The following is a 26,756-nucleotide window of genomic DNA, read 5'->3' as shown; positions in this document are numbered from 1 at the left end:
GTGCTGAAATGATTATGTTGACAGAAAAACTATCTTTAACCCAAATATTTACGATGATTATAAATTTCCTTCTTGGAAGTTCAATCGTAGTCGGTGTGGGAATTGATGCTAAAAGGGATGCGTGGCTCGTTGTCTTAATCGGAATGTTTATCGGCTTAATTATTATGAGTTTTTATCTTTATTTAATGTCATTGCTACCTGGAAAAAATATATATCAGATAATTGAATATTGTTTTTCTAGAAAGGTCGCTGTTTTATTTGCGCTCGTTTATTTAAGCTATTTTATCTATATTTCTTCAAGAGTAATTAGAGACTTTGGGGAATTAATTACTTCAGCTATTCTTCCAGCAACACCTATAGAATTCACCATTTTAATGCTAATGTTAGTTATTGGCTATATTTTATATCTAGGCATAGAGGTGCTGGGGAGGACAGCGGAAATATTTAGCCCTTATATGTTTGTATTTATATTATTACTGTTCATCTTTTTATACGCAGGAGAGAAAATTAATCTTACTAATGTACAACCAATTCTTAGCAGTGGAATTAAACCAATCCTTAAATCGGCTATTCCGTCTATCATTGCCTTCCCTTATGGTGAGCTAATCGCATTTACTGTTATTTTTGCCCACATAGGGGACTTTAAGATAACTAGGAGGGTATGTTTAATCAGTGTATTTGTAGCAAGCTTAATCTTATTGTCTTCTGTATTTCTCATCATTGCTACTTTAGGAGAAAATACAGCAGCTCGCGCCAATTTTCCATTATTGATTGCTGCAAGGCTTGTTAGTATTGGAGAATTTCTTGAAAGAATAGACGTGTTAGTTGTGTTTATTATGATGTTAGGGATACTAATTAAAAGTTCTGTGTTTTTATATGGTGGCTTAAAAGGAATTGAGTATATTTTTAAAATTCCTTATCGCTATTTTGCGATGCCAGTTTCCTGTATTGTAGCGATGTTTTCTATCTTTATTACACTAGATTTTTCCGATCACCTTGTAGAAGGACTAAATGTCGATTTATTCATTTTACATGTTCCGCTTGAATTTATGATTCCTATTTCAATCACGTCTATAGTACTAGTGAAAAAATGGAAAAAACAAAGGAATGAAGAAAGGGGGCTAAAGGTATGAATTATTTTAAAAAATTAATGTCTATTAATAGCAAAAAAGAAATTCCCTCCAATGTCGTTCCGACCAAAGCAAAGGAAATAGGCATAGATCATCTGACCTTTGAAGCATTAAAAGAGATAATCAATGAAAACTTTGGCAATACTACTGATTTGCAGTCTGATGTGATTCGAGTAGGGAAAAGTGAAGGGTGTATTTATTATTTAGAAACAGTAGTGAATACAGAAATGTTAAAAGAAATGTTAGGAAATACATTAGAGAATTCAGCAGATAAAGATATTGTTATCGCTACAGTGGACGATTTGCAGGAGTTAAGTAAAAAAAGTTTTGGTGTTTCTGGTTATAAATTATTGAAGACAGTTAATCATATCGTTTCATCTATTTTGGAAGGTCGCATTGTTATTGTTTTTAGAGGGGTTGGGCAGGCGCTTAGTTTAAATTATATCAACAGTGAAGGAAGAGCAGTAGCTGAGCCTACTACACAAACAGTAGTAAGGGGACCAAAGGACTCTTTTGTAGAGGATGCGTCGACAAATATAAACTTAATAAGAAAAAGAATAAAAAATCATCACTTGCGTTTTGAAAAATTTATGATAGGAAACGAAACACGGACAAATGTATACATGGGCTATATGTATTCCATTGCAAATGAAAAAATAGTAGCGGAAGTTCGAGCGCGATTAAATAAAATTGACATTTCTGCTGTGTTTGAGTCTGCAAATATCGAGGAACTGATTGTTGATAAAAGTTTTACTGTTTTTCCACTAGCCATGAATACAGAGCGTCCAGATGCAGTAGCGACTTATTTAATGGACGCAAAGATTGCCATTATCATTGATGGATCGCCGTTTGTATTAGTTGTTCCAGCAGTACTTACTGATTTCTTTACTTCTCCGGAAGATAACTATCAAAACTATTTTATGAGCAGTTTTGTTCGTTTAATTCGATATATATCTTTTATGATTGGGTTAATCATGCCTTCTGCGTATGTTGGTGTTTTAACTTTTCATCCAGAGCTTTTACCAACTACTTTGTTATTAAGTGTTATTGCACAACGGGAGAATGTTCCTTTTCCCGCCGTAGTCGAAGTCTTTATTATGGAGATAACCTTTGAAATTCTAAGAGAAGCAGGGGTAAGGATGCCACGGGCTGTTGGTCAAACGGTTTCTATTGTTGGAGCATTGGTTATAGGACAGGCAGCGGCTGAAGCGGGGATTATTTCCAATATTATGGTTATCATTGTTGCGATTACTGCGATTGCTAATTTTGTTTTTCCCAATTATAATTTCGCAAACGCATCGAGACTCATTCGATTTGTGCTGATCATTGTAGCTTCTATATTAGGTCTATACGGTGTACTTTTAATACTAGTATTCATGGTTGCACACTTAAGTTCATTGCGTTCCTTCGGAGTTCCTTATTTAGCACCAGTAGCTCCATTTATCATAGAAGATCAAAAAGATGTATTTGTCCGCTTTCCACTATGGTCCATTAGTAAGCGTCCATCTTATTTAAGCCCAAATATAAAGAATAAGCAAAAGCCGCAAGGATCACCATCTCCTCCTAAACCAGAAAGTGGGAAGAAACAGTGAAAAAAATTGGCGTCTTTCTATGTATACTAAATTGTTTATTTTTACTAACTGGCTGTTGGGATAGAAAGGAATTGGCAGAAATTAAATTAGTAGCAGGGATGGCCATTGATAAAGGAGAAGATGCCAAATACAAAGTGACAGTAGAGGCGTTGAATGAGAAGGAATTAAATACCCAGTATGCATCTGGAAATGCGGCTACAATAGTAGAAGGAATTGAGGGAAACTCTATTTCAGAGATAACGCACCTTTTTAATGAATACTTTGCCGAGTTTTTAATTTATTCCCATATGAAACTGCTAGTAATCAGTGAAGAAGTAGCAAGTGCAGGTATGCTTGATTTTATTGATTTTCTGGAAAGAAATAGAGAAATACGGGATGATTTTAACATTATCATTGCAAAAGATGGAAAAGCAGAAGATATTTTAAAAATATCTGCCCATTATCGAAAAGCCTCTTCTCTAAAGATATCTCCTCAATTAGATCATTTATTGGAGGATTGGGGGGGAGATCCTAAGATGAGCATCATTAATTTTATCTCAGAACTTACCCTAGAAGGGAAAGAGCCAGTTTTAGCGGCTGTCCGCTTAAAAGGAGATAAGGAAAAGGGAAAGAGTATGGAAAATATCATGCAGGTTACTCCTGATGCAATTGTAGTTGTAGATTCATTAGCGATATTTAAAGATGGGAAATTGGTTGGATTTCTTAGCATGGAGGATTCAAGAAACTATTTATGGATTCGAAATGATTTAAAGACTACATCTTTGTCTGTTGAATGCCAAAAAGGAGACTATAGTTCCGTTCGTGTTACCGAATCAAAAACAGAAGTCACTTCTAAATGGAAAAATAATAAACCTGATATTCATGTGAAAATAAAGGCAGAAGGGTATCTTGAAGGAACACAATGTTATAAAAGTGTAGATAAGCTAGGAACAATTGAGAAATATGAAAAATTAGTAAATGATACTTTTTCTCAAAAAATTAAGGATACGATTTCAAATGTACAGAAACAATATCAAGCCGATATCTTTGGTTTTGGAGAAGTGATGAGAAGACAGGATTACCATTCATTTATGAAAGTAAAGGATAATTGGGGAGAAGAATTTTCGAATGCAGATGTAAAAGTAGATGTAGATTTTGTTCTAAGAAGGTCTGGTATACGTTCTAAAAGCTTCTTGACGGAAACAGAAAAATAAAGCAAAGAAAAAACTGTTCAACTTGAACGGTTTTTTCTTTGTATTTGGCTGTTTTCGTAAAGTTTGTTGCTCCATTTTTCCAACTAATTCTTTTTTTCTATTGAAAAAATAACAATCCTTTAGAAAACAGCCTTGTATTTTTAGGATTAGTCCTTACTAAGACTAAAGTTGTAGAGGAAAATCAAGCTAAGGCATGTTATGAAAAAAACGTCAAGAAGGTAACATAGTAGATAAGAAAGGAGCGAAACACAAAATGAAAAAATTTGGTTTATTTCTTATCGGGGCAACAGCCTCTATCATCCTTTTATCACAGATAGGTCCAATGTTAGGTTTAGTTATTAGTGCAGCGATTCTCTATTTTGCCTTTAAGCAATACACAAAAGCAACAAGCACATCAGGTAAGATAGGATGGGGGACAGCAGGAGTTATCATGCTGATCATAACTGCAAGTAACCTGCCAGCCATTATTGGATTAGCAGCAGCATATGTATTGTATCTTGTTTATAAAAAATGGAACAACAAACAAACTATTATTACAAAAAAATCATCTGATGACCCTTTTCAAAACTTTGAAAAGCAATGGTCAGAACTAAATAAATAAGGAGAGGGTAACATGACAAATTTATTAGAAAGAATAAAAAATACAGTAATGGCAGACATTAATCATTTATTAGATAAGAAGGAAGACAAAAATCCACTTGCTCTTTTGAATCAATACGTAAGAGAATGTGAAAAAGAAACAGATAAAGTAAAAAAACTGTTGGAAAGACAATATAAATTAAAAGAAGAATTTTCTAAAGAATTACACCAAGCTGAAGAAATGGCAGAGAAAAGAAAAAGACAGGCTGAGGTTGCAAGCAAAGCTGGTGAAGAGGAACTTTCTGCATATGCCCAACAGGAACAAGCTCATTTTGAAGAAAGAGTAGTACGTTTAGCAGAATCACTAAAAAATACAGAGCAGCAATTGCGTGAAATAGAAACAAAATATATGGACATGAAGCATAAATTAAAAGATATGAAAATACGTCAAATGGAGCTAATGGCAAAAGAAAATATAACAAAAGCACACCATACGATGAATAAAGTTTTAGAAGAAAAACAAGTAAATCCAACAAATCAAGCACGCTTTAACGAAATGGAACAATATATAGATAAGTTAGAAGAAAAAATAAATACAGAATACTTTAAACAAACAATGGATGAAAAACTAGCAGCATTAGAGAAAAATCAGTTAAAAAAAGAAGATGACTCCATTTCCTTATAAAAAAATGGTATTCTAAAAGGGGCTGTAAACAAGTAAAGGTCAGCCCTTTTTACTGATGATACTAACAAAAATATAAAAACTCGTTGAACTAGTTATAGATAGGTTGATTTCGACTTCAGGATGCACGACTCGCGGGACTTGCGGTGAGCAGAGATCTTGCACTCCAATCAATCTGTAACAATGAGGTTAATCCTTACCACCAACTAGAAAAGAAGGGAGAGAATAGCCAATGTTTAAACAATTAAAAGATAATTATGCAAATTGGGTTTATGTTGTTGGGGGATTTTTGCTATTAGAAATCTTCGTCTTTAATCCAGGACTAATCTTTTCCCTTCTTGTTTCAATTGGCATGATCTATATAGCTAAGAAATCATTGAAAGGCGGAGCCGGAAAAATCCTTTTCTGGATTGGTCTCCTGCTTTTAATCGTTAGTGTTCTAAATATGGTTACAGTGAAGATTATATTATTATCAATCCTTGCCTATTATATTTTTCAATTATTTCAAAAAAAGAATACGACCGATATTATCAAGCCAATCATACGGGATAAGGAAACAGTAACACATACAGAAGAACCAATCTTAAAGAAAAAGGAAATATTTACTAATTCCTTTTATAATCGTAATGTCACACCAGATCATGTATATGAGTGGAATGATATAAACATTCAGTGTGGAATAACGAATACAACGGTAGATCTTAGCTATACTGTTTTACCAGAGGGAGAAACAGTCATTATGATAAAGAATATTGTAGGCGATGTAAAGGTATATATTCCCTATGATATGGAAGTCAGCATCAATCACTCTATTTTATTTGGTTCCTATCATATATTTGGAGAAGCAGAAGAGAATGTATGGAATCAAAATGTAAGCATTCGGACTGCTGATTTTGATCAGGCGGAAACAAGAGTGAAGATTTTTACCTCTTTTATAGCTGGTAACTTAGAGGTGAAAAGAATATGAGTATTATCACGAGACAAATTTTGTGGGGAGTCTGTACATCCCTTTTTTTACTTGTATTCTTTTCCATTAGCTATTTAGTTGTTTTTCCGCCTGCAAACTGGAGTGCTTTATGGAAAAAAGAAGTAATGGATGTTCCGTTTGGTTTATTTTTAATAAGTGTCGATATTACACTAGGTATCTTAATTGGTTATTTATCAGGGGTTTCCTGGAAAAAACAAATTCGTTCCATTGAAAAAACATTACATACAATGGATAAAATGGAGTATTATCCAGTCCAACCAATTGGCTCAACAGAGGAGCTCCAATCATTAAGCTATCGAATTATTCAACTACAAAATCAGTTAGTAGAACAAACCAAACTCTCTCAAAAACTCGTCAATGAGAAAGCAGAGGATCAAGAAGTGAAGGTTCAAAGTATTATTATTGCAGAGCGTAATCGTTTAGCAAGAGAACTACATGATTCCGTTAGTCAACAATTATTTGCTGCCTCCATGTTATTATCAGCAATTAATGAAACAAGGCCGAAAACGAATGATCAAGAGTCCAAGCAATTACAGCTAGTGGAGGAAACCATCCAACAGTCTCAATTAGAAATGAGGGCGTTATTGCTTCATTTACGGCCAGCCGCATTAAAAGGAAAATCTTTAAAAACAGGGATAATTGAATTATTACATGAATTGCAGCAAAAAGTATCCTTGGAAATAGAAATGAAATTAGAAGATATTGATTTGGATAAAGGGATTGAAGATCACCTTTTTCGGATTCTGCAGGAATCAGTATCCAACACATTAAGGCATGCGAAAGCAAATTCTTTAGAAATCCAGCTTATTCAGCGAGAGGCATTTGTCATCTTACGAATTATCGATGATGGTGTCGGCTTTAATGTAGACAAAAGAAAAGCGGGGTCTTACGGTCTGCAAAATATGCACGAAAGAGCAGCTGAGATTGGTGGAGTATTAAAATTAATTAGCTTGGAAAATAAAGGTACACGATTAGAAGTGAAAGTTCCAATTTTGGAAAGAGAGGAGGATACAAATGATTAGGGTATTACTAGTTGATGATCATGAAATGGTACGAATAGGGGTTTCGTCTTATTTATCCGCACAAACAGATATCGAAGTGGTCGGAGAAGCAGAAAATGGCAGCAGGGCAGTGGAGCTTGCTCTCGAATTAAAACCAGATGTGATTTTGATGGATTTAGTTATGGACGAAATGGATGGAATAGAAGCAACACAGAAAATTGTAGAAGCATGGGATGAAGCAAAAATTATAATTGTTACTAGTTTTCTTGATGATGAGAAGGTCTATCCTGCTTTACAGGCTGGTGCTACAAGCTATATGCTGAAAACATCGAAAGCAAGTGAAATAGCAAGAGCTGTACGAGAAACATTTCAAGGGCAAATAGTGTTAGAACCAGAAGTAACCGATAAAATGATGTCCAAAATGAGAGAAAAGAAATCTACCCCTCTACATGAGGAGTTAACTGCAAGAGAAATGGAGATTCTGTTATTAATGGCAGAGGGGAAAAGCAATCAGGAAATTGCAGACCAATTATTTATTGCCCTAAAAACAGTAAAAACGCATGTCAGCAATATACTAAGTAAATTGCAAGTGCAGGATCGTACCCAAGCTGTTATCTATGCATTTAAGCATTCTCTTGTAGAATAATAAAGACTAGTAAATCCCTTATATACGTGAATAAATCCCTTAATCAAACGTTTAATTAAGACATTTCTCTCTCTTCTATAGAGAAAAAGACAATCAAGGAAAATATTTTTCGGACTTGTCTCATATGATGATAAAGAAGAGAAAAATAAACACACATCTTTTACTTACATGCTTGTGGAAGATAGATTGAGGGAGAGATTCATGAGTTCATTTTATAAAGGGACCTTCTTATTAATTATCACAGCGTTTTTTGGCGAATGTATTGAATTCATTATTAATATGATAATGGCAAGGGAACTTGGAGAACACGGGCTAGGTTTATTTATGACCGTATTGCCTACTATCTTTCTCATTGTGCTGCTTGCTACCTTCGAATTGCCAACATCTATTTCGAAATTTATTGCGGAGAAAGATTCAAAGCATCATTTGTCGATGCTGCAACAAGTTTTAAAGTGGACCATCATCTTTACTATTTTTCTAACAATCATCGCATCTATCATCATACCTTTTATCCCTATTTTTAATTCCTATCATCCACTTTTAAAGTGGTTAGTCATTCTCCTATTGCCGATTATTTCCTTTACTTCTATTGCAAGAGGTTATTTCATGGGAAAACAGCAGATGGGGAAAATTGCAGCTTCTAACTTTCTCAAAAAAATTGTCCAGTTAGGATTATTAGTCTTTTTGTTTCAGTGGTTTTCATTTGATTTAAATACCTCTGTATTGATTGCCTTTTTTACCATTGTCGGAAGTGATACAGTCGTATTATTGTACTTATTGCATATGTTTTTCGTGCAATATCAGCGGATTAAAAAAGGAAAAAATGAAAGCATGAGTGGCAAGGTTATTTGGAAGGATTTGTTATCTGTATCTATTCCGACAACAGGCCTTCGAATATTTCATGCTCTAACCCATGCCGTTCATCCCTTCTTAATTAAAGGGGCACTTGTAGCGTCAGGAATTACAGCTGCGAATGCAACGGAACAGTATGGAATGCTCGCCGGAATAGCGATGACAATTGGTTTTTTCCCAGCTTTTATATCCCATAGCTTTATGACGATGCTAATACCGACCGTTTCTAAGGCATATGTACAAAGGGATTATACAAAACTACAAAAATTACTGCAGCAAGTGATGATTATAACTGCAATTTATGGAACCATAGCTGTAGGAATTTTCTATTTTTACGCAGATACACTTACGATGACCTTTTTTCATTCTAGCCAGGCTGCGATAATTGTTCAGCTTTTATGGCCCTATTTTTTATTGCATTACTTCACGATCCCAATGCAAGCGTACTTAATTGGCTTAGGCTTGTTAAAGGATGCGGTTTTTCACAGTGTTTGGTCAACGACTTTCTCTTACGCAGCCATTTACTATTTAGGATCTTTAAGTCAGCTGCAAATGAGTGGAATTGCAATTGGGATGAATTTAGGAGCAGTTATTTTAGCATCGCTGCATTATTTAACGATATGTAAAAAGATAGGGATTTCAATCTGGTTGACACCAGTAAATAAATTTCATTAAAAAATTTTAAAAAAAGTGTAGGGATTCAGACGTTCTCAAACGTTTATTAAGTAGAATGGTAAAACCGGGAAGGGGAAAAGAAAGAAAATGGAATCCCTAATAGATAAAAAATATTTAGAGGAAAATCAAGAGGCGTTATTTGAAGAAGTAGTGAAAGAATACGGAAAATCAATCTATATTTATATATTATCACTAGTTAAACACAAAGAACTTGCAGAGGATTTGTATCAAGAAGTACTGATTTCAGCTTACACCTCTTTTGGAAGTTTTGAGGATTTTCAAAAAGTGAAAAGCTGGTTATATAAAATTGCCCTTAATAAATGTAGAGACTATTGGAGAAAAGAGAAAACATCTAAGAAATTTTGGGAAGAATCTGTCTATACATACGCAAGAGATACTTCTGTTGCTTTGGAACCAGAGGAAACGCTATTAAGTAAATGTGAGAAAGAAGAAATGATTGATACATTAGAAGAGTTACCAAACATGTATAAAGAGCCTTTACTACTTTTCTATTATCATAATCAAACATTAGTAGAAATTAGTAATCATACAAAAACCCCATTATCCACAGTAAAAACAAGAATGAAACGGGCGAAGGATCAATTGAAGCCAAAGGTCATGAATAAAAAAATTGCTTATTTATAAGCAAAAAACTTTAATCAGTGGAGATATTTTTCATCCCCACTGATTTGATATTGCTTTATTAGTCACTAGGTAAGTTTCCTCAACTGATAGTAATAGACTTATGTTTCTTACTAGCTATTTCTCTGTTTGTTATAGTAATTCACTGAATACATGGCGCCTTCATTTACCATATTGTTGTCGCCTATATCATCTGGAGCGGGATTTCCTGCTTTAGAAAGTAAATCTTCTTTTTGCGTAGAATTGAATTTATCTTTAACGCGATTAAACATCTCTTTTCCTTTAGATGTAAAAAGGAAAAAGCTTCCCACTCCTGCTCCAACAATTGCAAAGGTACGCATTGAATTTTTTCCAAACATGAGAGAATCCCTCCTATTTATTCCTTCTCGTTTCATTCTATTTTTTATTTACCCTATTTTTAAGTTTTACAAACTTTGTTCCGGGAATAATAATAGAAAAGCTAGTAAGGGGGATTTAAGTGAAAAAATACCGTTTAGAGAACTGGGATTGGTATCAGTTATTGGAAGAAGCGGATATACAAGAAGTTTCTCTTGAAAAGGGACCAGTAATTAATACATGGTTTCGGGAAATAAAAGATAATCGAAATAATTATCTTCATATAGATACGTCCATAGAAGAACAGGAAACCTTGAGTGGATCCCTTATATACCACAGGGAGATTAATGAAAAAGAAGATTATGAAATTTTTCATTTCTATTTATCTAATGATACGTTAATCACCTTCGACTATAAAGATAATAGCTTACATATAGATAGAAATAATTTATTTAAAGAAATAAAGCGAGCTCAAAATCCAATTGAAGGGTTTATGGTTATTTTAGGAAAGATAATGACAGAAATTTTGTATCATATTGATTCATATGAACAACAGTTAGATGAATTGATTTGGGATGTAAAACAAAAGAACAGCATAAAAACGTTAGATAAAGTATACCAATCAAGACATGAATTACTTATTTGGAAGAATGTCATGATTCCTTTTCTTGAGATCAGATACTCGTTAGAGGAAGCGTTTGGAAATGAGATTACAAAAGGAAAAGAATACGCGCGTATTAGTAAGAGAATTGAAAGAGGATTAACCTTGGTGGAAGAATACCAAAAAGAATTAAATAATTTAGTCGATTTTGAAGAGGTTGTGTCACAACATAGAGGGAATGAAATTATGAAAACTCTTACAGTATTTACTACGTTGTGCACACCGATTATGGCTTGGGGAGCATTATGGGGGATGAACTTTAAAATAATGCCAGAGCTAGAATGGAAATTTGGATATGTTATTTCTTTAGCAATTATTATTGTGTCAACTATCATTGTATTTTTCTATCTTAAATCAAGAGGATGGATGGGAGATTTACTAAAGGCACGTAAGAAAAATTCATTTTTTCGCTAATGCTTTTTCCAATCAAAATTAGACTCTCTCATATAAATTAGCATATAATAATGTGGTAAACATGTTAATGATGAAGAAAAACTCCCAAAGGTATACAAGGAGGATTTATGGAAGAGTCAAAATTTTGTAGTGAGTCATTGGTCGTAAAAACAAGTATTGTTTTTCCAACAGATACTAATACGTATGGGACGTTATTTGGCGGAAAATTAATGGCCTATATTGACGATACAGCTGCTATTGCAGCGATGCGTCATGCAAGAAGAGGGATCGTAACTGCTTCGACTGATTCTGTCGATTTTTTGTATCCGATTCATGAAGGTAATGCTGTTTGTTTAGAAGCTTTTGTCACCTATACAGGAACTTCTTCTATGGAGGTTTTTGTAAAAGTAAATGCAGAAGACTTAATTACTGGCGAACGTCATTTATGTGCACTTAGTTTTCTAACAATGGTTGCCATTGATGAACATGGAAAACCAACTAAAGTTCCGAAGGTTATTCCACAGACAGAAGAAGAAAAGAGTCTGTATGAATCTGCGAAAGAACGTGCAGAAGCGCGAAAGAAACGGAAGAAGGAAACAGAAGAACTTGCTAAGAAATATAGAAATTTAGGATAAATGGTAAGGGGAATGTCGGGAAATGACATTACTTTCTGTCATTTTCTCGCATACCTATTGGGCAGCAGTAGGACCGTTTGCTAAGCAAGAAACGGGTTTGTCGAAGGATATTCAGCTATTCAGATAAGATTTTCATTATTGGTAAAAATCAATTTGAAATGCTGTCGAAATAACAAATTATTTTCCAGGAAATGATGAGAATTTCCGATATCTTGTCTAATTACATTGTCTGATTTTGCAGGAATACTTTCTTTTTCTTTCCCATGAATCATTCTATTACAAGGGATACATACAAGGGGGCAAAAATGAAATTATTTTCCCTATCGTATTTTGTGATCACAAGGAAAATTGATTTAAATATGCAAATTATTGAAGAAGAAAAGAACCTTATTCTATGGAGTGATAAAGTTACTAGCGAGGAGCAAACATTTCTTTTAAAGGCGATACATGACATTTCTTTTAAACCATCAAGAAATCAGTATAAAATGCTTTACTTGCATACAAATCGTGGAGTATTCTCCTTTGTTGTTAAAGATAATCCTGAGGAAATGATTCGGTTAATCAAAAGTCGAATAAAGGATTATCAATAGGAAGCATTGTTTAATCAAAAAGGTTTGAGCAAGGAGGTTATTGGCCTCTTTACTCAAACCTTTTTTAATCTTTTTCAGATAGAATGCCGAATATACGTAAGATACTAATAAATAAGTTTAGGAAATCAAGATATAAATTTAAAGCCATTAAAGGAACTTGATCTGCTGTTACGCCATAATGCTTCATTCGATTGAAATCGTAAAGAACATAGCCGCTAAATACAAGAACACCAATAAAGGAGTATGCCAGCATTCCGTTTGATCCGAGGGGCCAGAAGATATTAAAAATCCCAATAGTAATTAGGGCTATTAAGGAAGCAAGCAACATGCCTCTTAAGAAAGAGAAGTTACGCTTTGTTTTTGTCGCATAGATAGCTACTCCAGCAAACACAATCGTTGTAGTACCTAAGGCATTGATAACAACATTTCCTCCGACTGCTGATACATAATAAGATACGATTGGAAATGTGGTAATACCTGAAATAAACGTAAAGGTGAATAAGAATCCATACGATAATGATTTTCCTTTTCTTGCAAAAATAGCAATTAACAAAAGAACGACTTCTAAAATAGATAACGGTAAGAATAAATAGGTCGGGACGAAATTACCGATCATGGTGCCGATAAAGGCTATTCCAAGCGAAAGAGCAAAAGTTCTTAACACTGAGGGCATATATTCATTACTCGGATTATATGCATACATTATTCTTCACTCCATTATTGAGTTTGTTTATAAGATATTACGAAACATTACTCTAAAAAGTTTCAACTATTATTCTTTTTCGCGGATAGCTTCTGCTTTTAATAAATCACGGATTTCCTTTAATAATTCTTCTTTTGTATCTACTGCTACAGTCTCTTCTTTGACTTCTTCTTTCTTTTTAAATTTATTTAGGAAGCGGATTACTAAAAAGATAGAGAATGAAATGATAAAAAAGTCAACGATAGTTTGTAGGAAACTGCCATATTTAATACTTGCATAAGACCATGAGGAGAAATCTACTCCGACAACAAAGTAGGCGAAGAGAGGCATAATTAAATCCTCAACTAGTGAGCTAACGATTTTGCTGAATGCGGTGCCGATAACCACCCCAATTGCTAAATCCATTACGTTTCCTTTTATTGCAAATGCTCTAAATTCTTTCCACATATGATCCTCCTAATAATTCTTCATCTTATTTTGTTCATTAAAATATTATTATTCTTACATGAAAAATAATTAATTTCAAGCCTTTGGTATAGATAGGATTTATTAAACAGAGCTTAGAATAAACAAGCAGTTTTAGTACATTACCTTGAAATTCGAAAATAGTTCTTTTGGCTCGCTTTCGGTTATTTCTATATATTGAACTTTTGCGAAGCGATTTCCTTTTTTTATTTTTTCTAAAAAAGTATGTAGAGATTCAGTAGAAGCAACGGCAATACATTCCACTGTTCCATCTGCTTTATTTCGGACCCAGCCGGTCACATTATTTTCTAAAGCTAATGTTTGGACGAAGTATCGAAAGCCAACACCTTGAACCTTTCCCTTAAAAATAAGATGAAATTGTTTCATATCTTACCTCCTGTTTGGATGTTTTTTTATCAAGGTACCTTCTATAGTTATAGCGATTTATTTCCTTTTTCAATCAATCATCTCATATTTATTTGTACTGTCGCAAGTTGAGTCATAAGGTAGATTGAGTCAAGTTTTTGTGGGAGTTTTTTTAGCTCCCTTTTTTATAAAGTAAAACCTCTAAGTTTGTATCCGCTTTCCAATTGGTTTTGTTCTTCCAACTGTTGATTCTCTCATTTTTTAAAAACCTTTTAATCCCTGTAAGGCAAAGTGAACGGGTTTTCCAATCGCTTGATTTAAGTATGGCATGTTCTGACGCACGGTTTCTGTTACTAATTTTGTGGGTATTTTTCTTTTCGGTCGATGCTCTTTCTTTGATTTTTCCGTGGCTTTTTCCCATTTTCCATATATCGTTTGGATAGATAGATCATCCTTCAACCCAATCCACAAACGTGCCATGCTCATGACGCCTTTTTTGCTCCATGCTCTTCCATTTTTTAATCGTTTGGCTAATTGATTCATCATTGCTTCTGCACTTCCCATTGGACGATACGCTGTCGTGTCCACGCCTTTCTCCTGTAACCAACTACGGTAATCTTTTATGGTTTCCTGATGATGCGTTAAAAAGCCGAGGAAATGCGCTAGTTTTTCTTCTTCTTCTGGTGTATCCATTGTTCCTACTGCGCTATTCAACTCTAGAAGTAATGTTTCTACCTGGTAGTTTTTTAACGCTCTTTTCATGTAGCGGTATCGAGGATGGCTCTTCATTAGTTGCTTCATCGAACGAGCGACATGAAAACGGTCCATGGTGAAAAAGGCGCGTTCCCGAAAATACTCCCGACATGCCGTTATCCAGCCTGCTCCATCGCCATTAATAATAAGCAAGGTTTGGGTTGGATCATACGCATAATGATTCTGTAAGAATGTTTCAAAAGCTTCCCAAAAGGGTTCTTTTTCTTCATAGAGAAAATGCCTTTTATTTCGGAGCCTGACTCGCTTTCCGTTTTCTTTCCATCCCTCATGTACAGCGGCGAATTTCAACTCCCATCCACGCTTTTTCTTTTCTTGACTCTTCACATATAATCCATCTACTTCGACAAACAACACCTTTTGAAAAGGACGTTTTTCCTTAGCGGGAAGTACGCTTGTATGAAGAAGATGTTGCCGTAATGCTTCGTGGCTCATCGCCGAATAGCCTAAAAATTGTTCGAACGTTTCCACCGCCTTTCGATAGGAGGAACCATTTGTCGCTAATTCTAGCCCCCATTCTTCTAATAGTGGACTAAACCCTTTATTCCCTTGAAACTGTAAATAATGATCTAACAGACAAATATATTTTTTGGTTACACGATCGAAATAATAATTACGCTTCAGCTCCACTGCTCCAAACGCTGTATCTACTCGTATTTCTCGTTTATCTCGTAAAGCAAATCTTCTTTTGTCTCGTTGCTGAGCAATCTCTAGATCCCAATTTTCTAATGTTTGAACAAGGATTTCTTGAAAGGTCATTTGTAGTGTTCGAAATAAAGTTTTTTCCAATTCTTTTAATGATGGCATTTTTGTGTTACATTGATTCATGAGAGCCTCTCCTTTTCGTAGTATTCTAGTCAAACTCTACTTTACAAAAGGAAGCTCTCTTTTTTAATACTTAATTTTTTCCAGCTACCGCGCTTTCGCTTGGTGGCCTTTTTGTCTAGTTGGGGGACTCGTCCCCCAACTAGACAAAAAGGATATTTATTCTCCCACAAACATTTTACTCATACCATAAGGTATAGATAAATAGATCAGCAAATAGTTCAATTGGTGTGAGTGAATGGCGTTGGGAGCAAAAGGGGAAATTAGCTGGAAAAAGCTAGATTTGTAGATTGGAGAGCAATTTGGTACTATAAGTAGGTATGTATCATGCTCTGAAAAATATTAGGTACTTTTTTTGAGAGGCTTTAATAAAATAACTTGTAGTGAGTATGTCCCTTATTTACTAATCTGGGCTACCATTAACCGTAAATCGAATTATCTAGTTTCCCAATAGTGGAGTTTAGATTCGTTTGAAAAATAGGAGAAAGATAATGAAAAGAAATAAATATATCTGGCTATTATGGGTCGGAGTAATTATAATTGCAGGAATTTTAATAGCTTCTATAGTAAATTCCTATTTGATAGAGAAACATAAGAATGAAATTGACATAAATCATACTGTTATTAAGAAGGATTTACAATGGGTAAAAGAAAATGCTTATTTTGAAATGGATATGAAAGTGAAAGAGAAAGAGTATGAATTGTATATTGTAGGTGAAGGAGAAAGGAAATATCAGCAAGTAGAAGATAGTGAGTTAGGAAAAAAAGATGATACGATTGTGACGGGAGATTTTTCCTTTTTCTTATGGACTGAAGAGTACGGACATGAGGCAGCTAAACAAGAGCTTGAATTGCCCAACCCAATGACCTTTAATTTGTCACAAAAAAATATTGGAACGTTTCTTGTTAATCAGCAAAATATTGCTGCTGTTTTTCAAGGAGAAGAGGCTAATGAAGTAATGGCTTATTTCTATACGATCCATAACGGAGAATTAGTTACATTGACTGATTATGGTATGCGAATATTCAGTAAAGACATTAAGAATATTCAACAAAACTATATACAGACGTTAAGAAAAAAGGATAAAGAAATAATGGAATTTGATACATGGATGCTCGAGCAAAATAACGGTAAATTATTAAAAGTAGATGCAACTTCTGTTGATAATAAGGAAATTATTAAAAATTGGCTCGATGAGGAAGAATTTTATTATCCTTATAAGAATTTATCCGTTACCTCTAGTTTAATGAATTTAGCAGAGCAAGGGATGTTAATAGGGGCTCAATATCCAATTGGTACAAATATTAAAGAGATAAAGAAAATAAACTCCAATTATATGGAGGAAGAGTATAATCAGAAATACAATCAATTAAATTTTCCTGAGGTTACTTATTACTATGACAAGAGTACGGAGCTGGTTACTTCGATTTCTATACCAGGAGTTCGTTTAAAAGAATCGGTACAGTCTATTCAAGACACGATAGGGAAGCCAGAGGATTATGTTACAAAAGAGGATGGGTATGTAGCAACCTATTCAGCAGGGAATTATAAGTTAATTATCCAATTAGACTTATCTCAACGAATTAAAACGATTAGATTGGTGAAATAGAAATCGTTTATCCCACTCTTAACGGACAGTAAGACTCAACTGTAAGCTTATGAGAATACGAGGAAGATAGGTGGGAGATTAACTGTCCGTAAAGGTCCGATTGGTTCAACTAACCATCAGTGGGGGAGGAAGGAAAACCCCCACTGATGGAAGTTTCACTTTATCCTATCAAAAAAGGATGTCTCATGGAATATTCAGTCGCAAACATTCCATGAAACATCCTTTACTTAATCCTTAAAAAGCCCAATCACCATTACGGAATACAGGTTCTACTGTACCATCAGCAGTAATACCGTCAATGTTCATTTTGTCTGAACCAATCATAAAGTCAACATGTGTAATACTGTCGTTTAATCCTTTTTCGGCTAATTCTTCACTAGACATCTTTTTTCCACCTTCTATACAGAATGCATAGGCGCTACCGATTGCTAAGTGATTTGATGCATTTTCATCAAATAAAGTATTGTAGTATAGAATATTTGATTGAGAAATAGGAGAACGATGTGGTACTAATGCTACCTCACCAAGGTAATGGGAACCTTCATCTGTTTCTACTAATTGACGAAGAATTTCTTCTCCTTCTTCTGCCTTCACTTCCACAATACGTCCATCTTTAAATGTAACAGAGAAATTATTAATAATATTTCCACCATAGCTTAATGGTTTTGTGCTTGAAACAGTTCCATTTACGCCTGTTTTGTGAGGAACAGTGAAGACTTCTTCTGTTGGCATATTTGCCATGAATTCAAAGCCTTTTTCATTGATAGAGCCTGCCCCGCACCATAGATGTCCTTCAGGTAGTTCGATGGTTAAATCTGTACCTGGAGCCGTATAATGAAGCTTTTTATATGCTTTCCCATTTAAATAATCTACTTTTGTATGAAGTGTTTTATCATGCTCTTTCCAAGCTTGGATTGGATCTTCTTGATCGACTCTAATTGCTTTGAAAATAGCATCCCAAAGTAATTCAACTTTGCTTTCTTCAGGAGCATCAGGGAAGACAAGGTTTGCCCAAGCAGTTGATGGAACAGCAATGACTGTCCAGCTTACTTTATCTGATTGGACATATTTTCGGAACTGGCTTAAAGCTGTACCAGAAGCTTTTTGGAAATTGCTAATTCTTTCAGAGGCAATCCCTTTTAAAAGATCAGGGCTTGAGGATACAACAGACATGAAAGCTGCCCCTTCTTCTGCAAGTGCAATTGTCTCTTTTGCTCTCCATTCAGGATACTCCCTAAATGCTTCATCTGGCGCTAATTCATATTTTGTTCGAGTAACTGTATCATCTCCCCAGTTGACAACAACGTTATTTGCCCCAATTTGGTATGCTTCTTTCACTACTAAACGAACAAATTCAGCAGATTCAATGGATGTATTGATAACAAGTGTTTGTCCCTTTTGAATGTTAACACCGACTTTTACTGCAAGTTCTGCATATTTTTGCAGATTTTCTTGAAATGTACTCATTTTCATTCTCCTTTTCTTTAAGCTATAAGCTCTATGTATAAACATGAATCCCAAAGATGGAATGGATGCTGCTTCTATTGTAGCTTTTTTAGAAAAAGAAATAAACTGATTCATCGTAACATTAGGATAATAATTGGTCTTGTTTAGGTATGAGTAAAATGTTTGTGGGAGATGTTGTACCCTGTTTCTCAATGGATGGGGCGTAGATCCATCCATTGAGAAACAGGTCACCAAACGGAAGTGCGGTAGATGGAAAATAAAATCAAATGAAAAAAGGACTCTCTTCTTGTATAGTAAAGTCTGCGAAAACCACAAATACAAGGAAGAGGAGTCCTATGAAAAAAGATACCATACAATTACCCACATTAAAAGAACTGGAAAAAGATTTATTTGTTATGCTTCAAAAGACATTTGGTGAAGTTCTCACGAAGCAACTCGAAGAAATGGATCAACAGATTGCAGAAAATAGAGATAAAAAGAGATTTTACCTTCAGGATAAGCGAGCCGTAGAGATGGATACTTCATTCGGTTCTATTATCATCAATCGGAATTACTATAGGGACAGGGAAAAGGGTGGATACGTTTATCTCCTTGATCACTATTTAGAGTTTGAGGGGTCAAAAGGTTTCAGTCCCCTAGTTGAAACGATGGCAATGGAAATGGCAGTTCAAGGTACATCCTATCGTCATGCTTCCTCCATGATTGAGAAACTACTAGGTTACAAAGTAATCAGCCATGAGACTATTCGTCAACACCTTCTACAAACAGAAGTTACTTTCGTCAAGCCGACCGACCAATTGAGGAAAGTGCTCTTTGTAGAAGTAGACGGACTATATGTGAAAAGGCAACGTGGAAAACGACGTGGGCGGGAAGAAAAGATTGCTTCCGTACATGAGGGCTGGATAGTCAACGGGAAACGAACATCCTTAATCGCAAAACGTCACTATGTCCACAAAGGTAAAGAAGCGTTCTGGGAAGGATTTGAGCAGTTCTTAATAGATAATTACAACTACAATCCGAGTGAACATCACCTCGTAATTAATGGGGATGGAGCCCAGTGGATTACGGCTTGTCAGGATCACTATAAGAATGCATTCTTTGTCATCGACCGATTCCATGTAGCTCGTGAGGTTAAAACGCTTTTCAAAGGCCATAAGAGATATAGAGTCATTCGTAAGAAACTGGCTCAATATGATGCGAAAGGATTCCTAGTGGAACTTAATAGTGCAGTTGGTACTCTTGAAAACGAAAAGAAAGAAGAACGGTTAGAAGAGTTCATACAACAGCTGTCAAAATATCCTCAGGCCCTTGGAGATTATCGCGAATGGTTGAAGGAAAAAGACATAGACACAAGCCACTATCGTCCAATGGGAAGTGCGGAAGGAACGATGAGTGTATTCGCTAAACGGCTTAAAAACGGCCGCAGCTGGTGCGATAAAGGAATACAAGCATTTATTGACTTTATGGTTGGTATGAAGGATGAATTAGAAATCAAGACGATTTTAGGACGAATTAACCCTAACGATCAAACCGCTTCTGTTTCTCAGCCAAAATATTATGTGGAAAAGTTAAAGAGTTCAGTCGGAGAGCTAACAAGAAATAATTTATCATATTTAAATCGGCAAAAAGGAAAGCCGATATACCATGCTTTACAAGCCTTACGAGGTTTTTAAAAAATGAAGGAAATGAACAAAAACAAAACTAAATTGTTTAGATAACGCTTTCATTTAGGTGGGAAATATAACTAAATAAGAGGGGAGTTTTTCTATCCAAAAAAAACTCCCACAAAAACTTGACTCAATCTCTTGTTTAGGGTTGCAAACAAATAATAAGTATTTTTGGTAGAATAGAGATATTGGATTTTTTATTTTGGGAGGTTTTTATGTCTAATAGCTTACAAGCAGTTATCTTTGATTTCGATGGTGTTATTGCAGATACTGTTCCTTTATATTACGAAGCAACGAAAAAAATGGCCGTAGAAATTGGTGCCCCCTTTACAAGAGAGGACAATGTAAGATATCAGGGCGTTCCGCGAAAGGTTCTGATTGACGATTTAGTCGCACGAACAGATAAAGTGGTTTCTGATATAGAAAAAGAGAGGCTTGGAAATCGGAAAAGTGATTATTATAAGAACTTAATTGCCGAATTTACGGTAGACAATATGTTGCCGGGAATGTATGGATTTTTGAAAGAATTGCGGGAGGCTGGTATCAAATTTGGTATTGCGTCCTCTAGTTCAAACGCGCCTTATCTTTTGGAGCGTTTTGGAATAAGAGACTGGTTTGACTGTATTGTAGATCCTCATTCTTTAAAAAAGGGAAAACCAGATCCAGAAATATTCTTAACAGCAGCCGACTGCTTAGGCATTGATTATCTCCATTGTGCAGCTATAGAAGATGGACAAGCCGGGTTGAGTGGAATTTTACAAACACCTATGTTTTCTGTTGGCATAGGGGAAGGGAAAGTTTTTGAAAAAGCAGATTGGCAAGTTTCTTCTACATTAGAATTAAAAGCTAAAACTTTATTAGAGAAATTTAATAATAGATGAAAAAGGCTGGAACATAAGTATTCCAGCTAAGGTTAAACCCGAACAAAGAAATGCTAATGGAAACGTATAATTGTTCAGACTTTTTTTCATTGTTAAAAAGGATGCTCTATGAAGTTTGTTGCTGTTACCCGCAGCCGGAATACACTTCGCTTTCCGTGGGGCTCGCGCTGAGCCGCTTCGGCCTTTGCCAGCAGGTCTCAGACTGTATCGCTAATCCCACAGAAGTCTACGTGTATTCAGGCTGCTCCCCGCGGAAAGCGAGTGTCTGTAGCGCAATGGAACGAATTAATTTTTACACTTGACTATATGTAAAAACATAAATAATCAGTATAGGAAAGTAACCTTTATTTAAGAGCTAAATGAGAGATTGTTCGTCATTACAGAGTATCTATTTAGTTATGCCACAGTCTCTTTACCTTTTTTTATTCTTCTTTTTTCATCGCCGCTTTTAATAAATCACCCAAACTGTTTCCAAAGCTTTCGTCCTTACTGTATTGCTGGACTAGTTTCCGTTCTTCTCTTTTATTAATTGTTTTCTTACGGTCAGTAGCTTTTTCCACTACGTTACAGTTTCTGCATTGGAAGTAGGTTCCTGCCACTCCGTTATGAATTTCCATTTTTTTATGACATTGTGGACAACGTTTATTGGATAGTTTTGGATCCTTTCTTTTACTGAAGGAGCAATCCATACTGGAACATACAAGGACTTTTCCGTTTTTCGTATTTTTTTCTTTTAAGAAAGATCCGCACTCTGGACATTTTGATCCAGTTAAATTTTGCATTTTATACGATTTCTCACTGTGCTTAATTTCACGGACAAATCGTTTTGTTTGCTCTTTTATCTGTTCCATAAACTGTTTAGCATTAGCTTTTCCTTTGGCAATATCCTCTAATTCTTGCTCCCATTTTGCAGTTAAATCAGGAGTAGTCAAATCATCATTAACGAGATTGATAAGTTGTTTCCCTTTGGAGGTAGAATGCAATTTCCCGTTTTGTCTTTCTAATACTTCAGAAGAAAGCAATCTTTCAATAATTTCAGCACGAGTTGCTGGGGTTCCAAGTCCAAACTTTTCCATTTTTCCAAGAATGTCAGCTTCTGTAAATCGTGATGGAGCTTCCGTGAATTTTTGCTCCATATTCACCGATTGGACTTTTAATTGTTTCCCTTTTTGCAGCTGTATGCTTTTAGAGGAATCTGCTTTGCGAGCATCTAAAGCCTTAAAACCGAGGTCTACAACATTTGTCTCCTGAGCTACAAATGATTCTCCGTTGATGTTTAATGTGGTGGAAATGGTTTCGTACTTATATTTTGGATAAAATAGTGCCAAAAATCTTTTTACAATTAAATCATAAATTTTTACTTCATCATTATCTAACCGATTTAAAAAGACTGGTTGTTCGGTTGGAATAATTGCATGATGGTCAGATACTTTGTTGTTATTAAAGACATTATTTGCTTCGACCTTGCCTTTGTTGCGAATGATAGGTTGAACTTCTTCTTTAAATGCCCCGGAAATGCTTTCTAATCGATCAAGCATGGTTGCCTTCATATCTGTTGTTAAGTAACGAGAGTCAGTTCTTGGATAAGTGACTAGTTTATGTTGCTCGTATAGCTTCTGAAGTACATTTAACGTCTTTTTGGCAGAAAAGCCGAATCGTCGGTTAGCATCTCGCTGGAGTTCTGTTAAATCATAAGGCATTGGCTGATGTTCTGTTTTTTCTTTTATGGTAAGAGCCTCTACAACTGCAGGCTTTCCTTTAGTATTGGCAACAATCTCTTCTGCTTTTTCTTTTGAGAAGATTCTTCGCTCATGATTCTTTTCATATTTAGCTTGTAGGGAGTCTACGTTTGCTGTAATGGTCCAATATTCTTTTGGCACAAAGGCTTGAATTTCTTTTTCTCTCTCTAGAACCATGGATAGAGTTGGAGTTTGTACACGTCCTGCTGACAAGGGATCATTGAATTTTGTTGTTAAGGCTCTTGAGACATTTAACCCAATTAACCAATCAGCCTGAGCTCTACACACTGCCGATTGATACAGGCGATCAAACTCTTTACCTGGCTTTAACTGCTTAAATCCATCTTTTATTGCACGGTCTGTCTGAGAGGATATCCATAATCGTTTCGTTGGTTTATTAAAGCGAATTTTCTCGAGAATCCATCTTGCGACTAATTCACCTTCTCGCCCTGCATCTGTTGCAATGATACAGTCTGTAATATCTTTCCTTTTTGCGAGCTGATCAATTGCCTTGTATTGATGACTTGTTTGTTTCATCACTTTTAATTCCATTTTATTTGGAATAATAGGTAAATCATCTAGATTCCAATTTTTATATTTAGGATCATAATGTTCGGGCATTTTTAATTCAATTAAGTGGCCTAAAGCCCATGTAACAATGTATTTATCTGATTCTAAATAATTTTTATTTGATTTATTGCAACCAAGCACTCTTGCAATTTCTCTCGCCACACTTGGTTTTTCACATAACACAAGAGATTTCATTTAAACACCTTCCAATAGAAAATTTTGGCTGATTCATATTGTTCCTATATGAAGTAGGTTGATTTCTGGATATCCATAAATTAAAGCCAACAGTATTCTTTCATATATAGTTGTATAAGATAAAGCCTTTGAGAATTATACATACCTTCTATTATAACATGAGGGAACGATTGGCATGGGGGTTAGTATGTAATGGGAGATTAATTGGAGGAAAAAGGAACGGCGTCCTTTAATCTTGTTAGAACGCCGTACTTTACAGTATTTTACTCAGTTTCTTCTACTCGGTTTTTAAATGCTTCTTGTGTTACGATAAATTCTTCATCGCCAGGAGCATCCTCCGTATGCGTATGTTTTTTTGTATCCTTTGGAAGAGGACCTGGATGGTTTTTCTTCTTATGATTAAAATGTTCTCCACGTGCCAATAATAACACCCCTTTCTTACCTTTCTATTTTTCATAAAAACGTCCTATCCTATACGGATGAGAAGAGGAAATTGTATAATGGAAATAGCTTCATTCGACAGGAGGGGTTAGGTTAATGGATTTTTCGTTTCTTGTTTCAGAGGACAAAATAAAAAAAGCGTATCAAAACGGGGAATTTAGCAATCTTCCGGGATTCGGAAAACCACTTCCAAAGGACAGCTTGGCGTCTGTCCCAGAAGAATTGCGAATGGCTTATCGGGTATTGAAGAATGCTGGCTATTCTTTAGAAGAGGATAGGATTAGGCAAGAGTTATTGTCCATGGAAGATTTAATTCGATCCTGTAAAACGGAAGAAGAAAAAATGGATTTACAAAAGAAATATAATGAGAAATTATGGAGATTTAATAAAATGGTTAGAGAGCGAACAGGAACTAGTCATTCGAAACATTTTTCAGAGTATCAGAAGAAAGTGGAGGATCGGTTATTTCTTAAGTAAGCTTTTTAGGTTTGGCTGGTATATGTAGTTTTTTTGATCATAAGTAAATTATTCGATCTTTATTTCATAATAAGATAGACTTATTAATAAAAGGTGATGATGACATCGCCCTTTTTTTTTGAAAAAAGCGGGACTATCGTCATGAATCATGAAGTTAACAAAATTTACATAAAATAAAACTAAAAAAATGAAGAGAAATGTCGAAAAAAAGGGTAAGACTTAGAATCGAAATTTTGGAATAAGATAGGTGAATAAGATGGATAAAACGTCCTTGATAGGAATTATACTTGCCATTATTGCTGTTGGAGTAGGGATGGTATTTAAAGGAGTTAGCCCTGCGGTATTAATAAACCCAGCGGCTATTCTAATTATTTTAGTAGGTACAGTTGCAGCAGTGGTCATTGCCTTTCCTACTTCAGAGATTAAACGAGTTCCAAAGTTATTCGGTATTCTGTTTAAGGAACAGAGAATACAGGATACGAAAGAGTTAATCCGACTGTTTTCAGAGTGGGCACAATTAGCTAGAAAAGAAGGTCTACTTGCTTTAGAAGCAAAAACAGATGAAGTCGAAGATCCGTTCTTGAAAAATGGCTTATCCTTGTCAGTTGATGGTCAAAGTGCCGAGTATATTAGAGATGTATTAACGGAAGAAATTGAGGCAATGGAAGAAAGACATCGTTCAGGAGCACTTATTTTTACACAAGCAGGTACTTATGCTCCTACATTAGGGGTGCTTGGAGCCGTAATCGGACTTATCGCGGCATTGGGCAATATGTCAGATGCTGAAGCGCTTGGACATGCTATTAGTGCTGCATTTGTCGCAACGCTAATGGGGATTTTCACAGGCTATGTTTTATGGCATCCATTTGCAAATAAACTGAAAAGAAAATCACAAATGGAAGCAAGTCAAAAATATTTAATGATTGAAGGAGTCCTATCCATTTTAGAAGGGGAGGCACCTAGAGTCATTGAACAAAAACTAGCATCGTATTTACCAGTTTCAGAAAGAAGACAATTTCTGGAGGAAAACGAAAGTAGTGTGAATGCGAATGAGTAAAAAAAGAAAAAAGAAGGTCCATCATGATGAACATGTAGATGAATCATGGTTAGTTCCTTACGCAGATATTCTTACTTTATTGTTAGCTTTGTTTATCGTTTTATACGGCATGAGTTCTGTCGATGCAAAAAAGTTCTCGGAAATTGCACAAGCTTTTAACAGAGAATTACAAGGAGGGACAGGGATATTTGAATATCCTAGTCCTGCGCCATCGATGAAAGGTGAAAATACAGAGGCTGATTTAGTCGATCAAGAGGAAAAAGTAGATAAAAAAGAAACAAAAGATGTCGCTGAGGAAGATTTGAAAGAATTACAAAAGCAGCAAGACCAAAAGGAATTGGCAGGTATTCAACAGAAAGTGAATGCTTATATTAAAGAAAATAAATTAGGAAACAAGCTTGATACAGAGCTTACTGGTGAAGGATTGCATGTGTCGATAAGAGATAATGTCCTGTTTGCATCAGGAAGTGCTGAAGTTCGAAGTAAGGATAGAAAAATTGTTTCTGAAATAGCCAATTTACTTGTGATGGATCCACCAAGGAGCATTATAATTAGCGGACATACAGATAATGTTCCCATCAGTAATTCTCGCTATGACTCCAACTGGGAGCTAAGTGTAACAAGAGCATTAAATTTTATGAAATTACTTCTTGAAAATAAAAAACTTGATCCTAAATCATTTAGTGCCAAGGGGTATGGGGAGTTCCAACCTATTGCAAGTAATGATACCTCTGAAGGAAGAGCAAAAAATAGAAGAGTTGATATTTTAATTCAACCAAGAGTAGCAACAGAAGACTAAGGAATGTTAGTCTTCTTTTTTTGTATACATGAAATGCTCGAACTTATAAAAAATTTTCACAAAAGGGAAGAAAATCTTGTTGTTTAATAAACAAAAGTTTATAATATAAACAAAAGTTTATAATATAA

At 35.2% G+C, this 26,756-nt stretch carries 27 protein-coding genes; 19 read left to right on the top strand and 8 right to left on the bottom strand.

All coding sequences use genetic code 11. The annotated features are described in order from the left end of the window. Positions 1 to 8: 8 nt before the first annotated feature. From NST60_RS07525 to NST60_RS07480, 10 genes are all read left to right on the top strand, one after another. Positions 9 to 1,133 carry a GerAB/ArcD/ProY family transporter gene (locus NST60_RS07525; protein WP_224428034.1) on the top strand — a complete coding sequence of 375 codons (1,125 nt, stop codon included), beginning with the start codon at positions 9 to 11 and terminating at the stop codon, positions 1,131 to 1,133. Next, positions 1,130 to 2,722, top strand: coding sequence for a spore germination protein (locus NST60_RS07520; RefSeq protein ID WP_169187853.1), 1,593 nt, complete (start codon positions 1,130 to 1,132; stop codon positions 2,720 to 2,722). Before NST60_RS07525 ends, NST60_RS07520 begins: the two co-directional genes overlap by 4 nt. Next, positions 2,719 to 3,915, top strand: coding sequence for a Ger(x)C family spore germination protein (locus NST60_RS07515; protein ID WP_169187854.1), 1,197 nt, complete (start codon positions 2,719 to 2,721; stop codon positions 3,913 to 3,915). Before NST60_RS07520 ends, NST60_RS07515 begins: the two co-directional genes overlap by 4 nt. Positions 3,916 to 4,168: 253 nt before the next feature. After that, entirely contained in the window at positions 4,169 to 4,516 is a 348-nt protein-coding gene (locus NST60_RS07510) for a lmo0954 family membrane protein (protein WP_101729681.1), read from the top strand. A 12-nt stretch (positions 4,517 to 4,528) separates the two neighbouring features. After that, complete coding sequence (locus NST60_RS07505; protein WP_016202269.1) at positions 4,529 to 5,179, top strand: PspA/IM30 family protein; 651 nt, start codon at positions 4,529 to 4,531, stop codon at positions 5,177 to 5,179. A gap of 229 nt (positions 5,180 to 5,408) precedes the next feature. After that, a complete protein-coding gene (gene liaF, locus NST60_RS07500) occupies positions 5,409 to 6,143 on the top strand; it encodes a cell wall-active antibiotics response protein LiaF (protein WP_169187855.1) in 735 nt (244 codons plus the stop codon). Beyond that, positions 6,140 to 7,186 (top strand): sensor histidine kinase, encoded by a 1,047-nt coding sequence (locus NST60_RS07495; protein WP_169187856.1) that lies wholly within the window; start codon positions 6,140 to 6,142, stop codon positions 7,184 to 7,186. Before liaF ends, NST60_RS07495 begins: the two co-directional genes overlap by 4 nt. After that, positions 7,179 to 7,811, top strand: coding sequence for a response regulator (locus NST60_RS07490; protein ID WP_016202272.1), 633 nt, complete (start codon positions 7,179 to 7,181; stop codon positions 7,809 to 7,811). The genes NST60_RS07495 and NST60_RS07490 overlap by 8 nt, the downstream gene beginning before the upstream one ends. Positions 7,812 to 8,012: 201 nt before the next feature. Then, a complete protein-coding gene (locus tag NST60_RS07485; RefSeq protein ID WP_224427911.1) occupies positions 8,013 to 9,338 on the top strand; it encodes an oligosaccharide flippase family protein in 1,326 nt (441 codons plus the stop codon). An 87-nt stretch (positions 9,339 to 9,425) separates the two neighbouring features. Beyond that, positions 9,426 to 9,983, top strand: coding sequence for an RNA polymerase sigma factor (locus NST60_RS07480; RefSeq protein WP_169187858.1), 558 nt, complete (start codon positions 9,426 to 9,428; stop codon positions 9,981 to 9,983). Positions 9,984 to 10,093: 110 nt separating this feature from the next. Here the strand turns inward: NST60_RS07480 and NST60_RS07475 are convergent, their stop codons facing one another. Further along, complete coding sequence (locus NST60_RS07475; protein WP_254416168.1) at positions 10,094 to 10,339, bottom strand: hypothetical protein; 246 nt, start codon at positions 10,337 to 10,339, stop codon at positions 10,094 to 10,096. 119 nt (positions 10,340 to 10,458) lie between these two features. On the opposite strand from NST60_RS07475, the gene NST60_RS07470 reads away from it, so the two are divergent. From NST60_RS07470 to NST60_RS07460, 3 genes are all read left to right on the top strand, one after another. Continuing rightward, complete coding sequence (locus NST60_RS07470; protein ID WP_169187859.1) at positions 10,459 to 11,391, top strand: magnesium transporter CorA family protein; 933 nt, start codon at positions 10,459 to 10,461, stop codon at positions 11,389 to 11,391. Positions 11,392 to 11,498: 107 nt separating this feature from the next. After that, positions 11,499 to 12,005, top strand: a complete 507-nt coding sequence (locus NST60_RS07465) for an acyl-CoA thioesterase (RefSeq protein ID WP_101729673.1) — start codon at positions 11,499 to 11,501, stop codon at positions 12,003 to 12,005. Between the two features lie 305 nt (positions 12,006 to 12,310). Further along, positions 12,311 to 12,595: a hypothetical protein gene (locus NST60_RS07460; protein WP_016202278.1), complete on the top strand. Its 285-nt coding sequence runs from the start codon at positions 12,311 to 12,313 to the stop codon at positions 12,593 to 12,595. Positions 12,596 to 12,659: 64 nt separating this feature from the next. On the opposite strand, the gene NST60_RS07455 is transcribed toward NST60_RS07460, so the two are convergent. The 4 genes from NST60_RS07455 to NST60_RS07440 form a co-directional block, all read right to left on the bottom strand. Beyond that, on the bottom strand, positions 12,660 to 13,298 hold the full coding sequence (locus NST60_RS07455; RefSeq protein WP_254416169.1) for a Bax inhibitor-1/YccA family protein: 639 nt from the start codon (positions 13,296 to 13,298) through the stop codon (positions 12,660 to 12,662). A gap of 69 nt (positions 13,299 to 13,367) precedes the next feature. Next, positions 13,368 to 13,745 (bottom strand): large conductance mechanosensitive channel protein MscL, encoded by a 378-nt coding sequence (gene mscL / locus NST60_RS07450; RefSeq protein ID WP_016202280.1) that lies wholly within the window; start codon positions 13,743 to 13,745, stop codon positions 13,368 to 13,370. A gap of 132 nt (positions 13,746 to 13,877) precedes the next feature. Further along, the gene (locus NST60_RS07445; RefSeq protein WP_254416170.1) at positions 13,878 to 14,150 is read right to left on the bottom strand and encodes an acylphosphatase; all 273 of its coding nucleotides are present in this window, start codon (positions 14,148 to 14,150) and stop codon (positions 13,878 to 13,880) included. A gap of 240 nt (positions 14,151 to 14,390) precedes the next feature. Beyond that, positions 14,391 to 15,728, bottom strand: a complete 1,338-nt coding sequence (locus tag NST60_RS07440; RefSeq protein ID WP_100525934.1) for an ISLre2 family transposase — start codon at positions 15,726 to 15,728, stop codon at positions 14,391 to 14,393. 488 nt (positions 15,729 to 16,216) lie between these two features. On the opposite strand from NST60_RS07440, the gene NST60_RS07435 reads away from it, so the two are divergent. Next, a complete protein-coding gene (locus tag NST60_RS07435; RefSeq protein ID WP_254416171.1) occupies positions 16,217 to 17,335 on the top strand; it encodes a hypothetical protein in 1,119 nt (372 codons plus the stop codon). A 234-nt stretch (positions 17,336 to 17,569) separates the two neighbouring features. Here NST60_RS07435 and NST60_RS07430 read toward each other — a convergent pair whose 3' ends face one another. Then, positions 17,570 to 18,802 carry an aminopeptidase gene (locus NST60_RS07430; RefSeq protein ID WP_169187865.1) on the bottom strand — a complete coding sequence of 411 codons (1,233 nt, stop codon included), beginning with the start codon at positions 18,800 to 18,802 and terminating at the stop codon, positions 17,570 to 17,572. A 335-nt stretch (positions 18,803 to 19,137) separates the two neighbouring features. Between NST60_RS07430 and NST60_RS07425 the strand changes: the two genes are divergently transcribed. Both NST60_RS07425 and pgmB read left to right on the top strand, forming a co-directional pair. Continuing rightward, a complete protein-coding gene (locus NST60_RS07425) occupies positions 19,138 to 20,475 on the top strand; it encodes an ISLre2 family transposase (RefSeq protein ID WP_169187606.1) in 1,338 nt (445 codons plus the stop codon). 209 nt (positions 20,476 to 20,684) lie between these two features. Then, positions 20,685 to 21,350 carry a beta-phosphoglucomutase gene (gene pgmB / locus NST60_RS07420; protein ID WP_341098522.1) on the top strand — a complete coding sequence of 222 codons (666 nt, stop codon included), beginning with the start codon at positions 20,685 to 20,687 and terminating at the stop codon, positions 21,348 to 21,350. A gap of 422 nt (positions 21,351 to 21,772) precedes the next feature. Here the strand turns inward: pgmB and NST60_RS07415 are convergent, their stop codons facing one another. Further along, positions 21,773 to 23,854, bottom strand: a complete 2,082-nt coding sequence (locus tag NST60_RS07415; RefSeq protein ID WP_341098521.1) for a DNA topoisomerase III — start codon at positions 23,852 to 23,854, stop codon at positions 21,773 to 21,775. A 263-nt stretch (positions 23,855 to 24,117) separates the two neighbouring features. Beyond that, positions 24,118 to 24,276, bottom strand: coding sequence for a hypothetical protein (locus NST60_RS07410; RefSeq protein WP_016202288.1), 159 nt, complete (start codon positions 24,274 to 24,276; stop codon positions 24,118 to 24,120). Positions 24,277 to 24,391: 115 nt separating this feature from the next. On the opposite strand from NST60_RS07410, the gene NST60_RS07405 reads away from it, so the two are divergent. The 3 genes from NST60_RS07405 to motB all read left to right on the top strand — a co-directional run bounded on the left by NST60_RS07405 (position 24,392) and on the right by motB (position 26,628). After that, complete coding sequence (locus tag NST60_RS07405) at positions 24,392 to 24,772, top strand: DnaJ family domain-containing protein (protein ID WP_016202289.1); 381 nt, start codon at positions 24,392 to 24,394, stop codon at positions 24,770 to 24,772. A 256-nt stretch (positions 24,773 to 25,028) separates the two neighbouring features. Next, the gene (gene motA, locus NST60_RS07400) at positions 25,029 to 25,829 is read left to right on the top strand and encodes a flagellar motor stator protein MotA (RefSeq protein WP_016202290.1); all 801 of its coding nucleotides are present in this window, start codon (positions 25,029 to 25,031) and stop codon (positions 25,827 to 25,829) included. Further along, complete coding sequence (gene motB, locus NST60_RS07395; RefSeq protein ID WP_169187868.1) at positions 25,822 to 26,628, top strand: flagellar motor protein MotB; 807 nt, start codon at positions 25,822 to 25,824, stop codon at positions 26,626 to 26,628. Before motA ends, motB begins: the two co-directional genes overlap by 8 nt. Positions 26,629 to 26,756: the final 128 nt, after the last annotated feature.

It is taken from the genome of Niallia sp. FSL W8-1348 (assembly GCF_038006745.1).
GTDB lineage: Bacteria > Bacillota > Bacilli > Bacillales > Cytobacillaceae > Niallia > Niallia alba.
This window is presented reverse-complemented; position numbering and strand designations above follow the sequence as displayed.